This window comes from Acinetobacter sp. CFCC 10889, assembly GCF_003268395.1.
Classification (GTDB): Bacteria; Pseudomonadota; Gammaproteobacteria; order Pseudomonadales; family Moraxellaceae; genus Acinetobacter.
In genome coordinates this window covers 1-3,504 of the sequence record NZ_LQXQ01000117.1, presented here as the reverse complement: position 1 = coordinate 3,504, position 3,504 = coordinate 1, and the positions used below count along the sequence as shown (strand labels likewise).

Annotated in this window: 5 protein-coding genes; 2 read left to right on the top strand and 3 right to left on the bottom strand. The window is 37.6% G+C overall.

Going from position 1 to position 3,504, the window contains the following annotated elements:
* Window positions 1-15: 15 nt before the first annotated feature.
* The gene (locus AVJ19_RS20550) at window positions 16-384 is read left to right on the top strand and encodes a hypothetical protein (RefSeq protein ID WP_111861367.1); all 369 of its coding nucleotides are present in this window, start codon (window positions 16-18) and stop codon (window positions 382-384) included.
* Between the two features lie 35 nt (window positions 385-419).
* Window positions 420-530 (top strand): VOC family protein, encoded by a 111-nt coding sequence (locus AVJ19_RS22930; RefSeq protein ID WP_416240590.1) that lies wholly within the window; start codon window positions 420-422, stop codon window positions 528-530.
* Between the two features lie 450 nt (window positions 531-980).
* On the opposite strand, the gene trpB is transcribed toward AVJ19_RS22930, so the two are convergent.
* The 3 genes from trpB to AVJ19_RS20535 all read right to left on the bottom strand — a co-directional run.
* Window positions 981-2,234 (bottom strand): tryptophan synthase subunit beta, encoded by a 1,254-nt coding sequence (gene trpB, locus AVJ19_RS20545; RefSeq protein ID WP_111861366.1) that lies wholly within the window; start codon window positions 2,232-2,234, stop codon window positions 981-983.
* Window positions 2,218-2,859: a phosphoribosylanthranilate isomerase gene (locus tag AVJ19_RS20540; RefSeq protein ID WP_111861365.1), complete on the bottom strand. Its 642-nt coding sequence runs from the start codon at window positions 2,857-2,859 to the stop codon at window positions 2,218-2,220. Before AVJ19_RS20540 ends, trpB begins: the two co-directional genes overlap by 17 nt.
* A 130-nt stretch (window positions 2,860-2,989) precedes the next feature.
* A partial coding sequence (locus AVJ19_RS20535; protein WP_162626683.1) for a hypothetical protein occupies window positions 2,990-3,504 on the bottom strand: 515 nt, incomplete at its 5' end.

Here is a 3,504-nt window from a genome sequence, read left to right as displayed (position 1 = left end):
GTTATTATTTTAATAATATCAGCATGTACAGATGACACAGTTATAACTAAATTTACTGACATGCAACAGGCTCAAGCTGAACATGCGTTTGAGAAGGGATGGCTTCCTCCTATTTTACCGCCAACCACAAAAAATATAATACAAAGTAATAATCTTGACCTTAGTATTGGTACAGGTTCATTTAGTTTTTCACCCTTGGATTTTAAATTTTTTGAAAATCAAGGTGCACGAATAGTAACTGAACAAGACTTAAAACTAAGTACGCAAAAGGAAATGCTAAAAAAGGGCTTTCATCTTCTTAAATTTTCATCTCAGACAACACAATGGCTCATTGCGATTCACCCTAATGGGCAAGGCTTTTATTGGGTAGAATATATTAAATGATTAGACTTAAGTTTAATCACTCATAGGAAATAAGTATGCCAATCAATCTAGTCGTTTTAAAAGTCCAAGATATTGAACGAACTTGCCAATTTTATAGTCAATTTGGACTTAGCTTTCAAGTAGAACAACATGAAAATGGACCTTAACATTATTCATGTAATCTCAATGGATTAATCTTTGAAATCTACCCTACTTTGGCTGATCTAAGCAATTTAACACAAAACATAAGATTAGGTTTTTGCGTTGAAAACCTATCTCAACTTTTTACAAATATCACAGATATAGAAAAAATTATTTCCCCACCACAAAACACGCCTTTTGGATTTAGAGCTGTGATTAAAAATCATGATGGGCATGTGGTTGAACTGACTGAAATCGCTTAACTAGATACTGATATAAACATGAACAATAACTTGTAATATTTTGAGTTTAGCCTGTATTTTTTTAAAAATTTCGCTCAAATTTTATAGCTAATATCTACAATATTTGACTCACTTAAAACCTTGAAACCATTTCTTGTTTATCTTCAACATAAAAAATCCACTTGTTTAAAAGTGGATTTTTTATCATTAGAATCTATTGATTTTTAAAATCAATTACATCTCAACCATTTCTACGCCATCAATACGAGCAACGGTCATCAAGTCTTTATCACCACGACCTGAAACAGTCGCAATGATGATTTGATCTTTCGACATTGTTGGTGCAAGTTTGGTCACGTATGCCATCGCATGTGAGCTTTCAAGCGCAGGAATAATCCCTTCAATTTGGGTTAAATCACGGAAACCCTGTAGAGCCTCAGTATCATTGATTGGTACATAATCCACACGGTGCATATCTTTTAAAAAACTGTGTTCAGGACCTACACCAGGATAGTCCAGACCCGCTGAAATACTATGTGTTTCAATGATCTGACCTTGTTCATCAGACATAAGATAAGTACGGTTGCCATGCAATACACCGACATGCCCTGCATTTAACGGTGCAGAATGTTTACCTGTTTCGATGCCATAGCCTGCAGCTTCAACACCATAAATTTTCACATCTTGATCATTTAAAAATGGATAGAACAAGCCCATTGCATTTGAACCACCACCGACACAAGCCACAAGCGCATCAGGTAAACGCCCTGCTTGTTCTAAGATTTGTTTACGTGCTTCACGTCCAATGATCGATTGGAAATCACGTACCAATTGTGGATATGGATGTGGACCTGCAACCGTACCGATCACATAGTAAGTTGAATCAACATTAGTCACCCAGTCACGCATCGCTTCGTTTAGGGCATCTTTTAAGGTTTTAGAACCACTTTCAACAGGTACAACTTTCGCACCCAACAAACGCATACGGTACACATTCATTGCTTGACGTTTGACATCTTCTGCACCCATGTATACGACACATTCCATACCTAAACGTGCGGCAATAGTTGCTGTTGCTACACCATGCTGACCTGCACCAGTTTCCGCGATAATACGTTTTTTACCTGAAAGCTTTGCAAGAAGTGCCTGACCGATGGTGTTATTCACTTTGTGTGAGCCTGTATGATTCAAGTCTTCACGTTTCAAATAAATTTGAGCACCACCTAACTCTTTAGACCAACGTTCAGCATGATAAAGCGGACTTGGACGACCCACGTAATACGCCAAATCACGATCAAATTCAGCTAAGAATTTTTCATCAGTTTTCATGCGATTATATAGATTTTCAAGGTCTTCTAAGGCTGCCATCAAAGTTTCTGATACAAAACGTCCACCATGGATACCAAAATGTCCTTTTGCATCAGGAAATTGGGTATAGTCAATCACTTGATCTTGTAAATCATTTTGCTGATTACTGTGCTGATCCACGTTGGACTCCTTGCATAAACTGTTGAATAAGTTGTTGGTCTTTAATACCTTTTGCGGACTCTACACCGCCACTGACATCAACTGCATAAGCAGCCGTTGTCTGAATTGCATCTTCGATATTTTCAGGATTTAAACCACCTGCCAATATTAAAGGAATATCGAGTTTGGGAAATTTCCCCCAATCAAAACGATGCCCTGTTCCGCCTTTAAGCTCAGGATGCCATGCATCTAACAGCATAGCACTTGCACCTGCTTGTTGATATTGCTCAATTTCTGCAATCACATCTAAATCAGCTTTGACTTGAATGGCTTTATACCAACGGCATTTATGTTCTTGTGCAATTTTTTGGCATTGTTCTGCGGTTTCATCACCATGAAATTGTAAAATATCTAAGGGAACTTCAGTCAAAACTTGTGCAATTTCCTCACTTGTTGCATTGACAAATAAGCCCACAATGCTGACATAAGCAGGGATATGCTGTGCTAACATTTTTGCTTGTTCGATATTCACAGCACGTGGACTCGGTGCATAAAATACAAAACCGATTGCATCTACACCTGCATCGACTGCTGCATGAATATCTTCTGTACGCGTGATTCCACAAATTTTGGCACGGGTTCGCATAGTTTTAACTCTAATTCCATTTTTATAAAATAGATGTTGTCTCTATTTTAGCGCAGTCATTGTAATGTAATTTTCAATAGTTTGCTGAAAACTATAGATATGAAAAACAATGTATATGCAACATTTTATACTAGCGCCTTTGCACAATTGAGTCTGGACCAGAAACTTTGGTTCTAATTCGCTGGGTTGTATTTAACTCACGACCATAATTCACCTTTGAATTTGGTGCAACCACATCAATAAAATCAACAGCATTGACAGAAACAAGGGTATCAGGTCCATAAACTTTCAGTACATGCACACGATCTGCTTGAATGTTTGAATTTGGACCACTAATCACTAGATATGGACAATATCCTGTAAATTGAAGTCGAGCATCAGATGCTAATAATTCAACTGCCTGCCCCTGACAATCATAAGTCCTCATATGATTTTCTAGGTGAAAAATCTGAATTTTTTCTTTAGGCTCTACAGGAAAGCTTTGTTCTCTTATCGGTAAATCACTTGCTACTGTCATGGCATCTTGAATATTTTCATCAGCTTTTACACTGGCTTGTGAGCTGTCTATTGAATGTGGATGTTTGCGAAGCTCAACATGTGGTTTTGATGGTTCTGTATCAGTTTCAGGGGCTATATATGTCGGGG

Excerpts from the sequence above, each read along its gene's own strand:
- AVJ19_RS22930 (WP_416240590.1), top strand. The coding sequence starts at position 420 with ATGCCAATCAATCTAGTCGTTTTAAAAGTCCAAGATATTGAACGAACT.
- AVJ19_RS20540 (WP_111861365.1), bottom strand. The coding sequence starts at position 2,859 with ATGCGAACCCGTGCCAAAATTTGTGGAATCACGCGTACAGAAGATATT.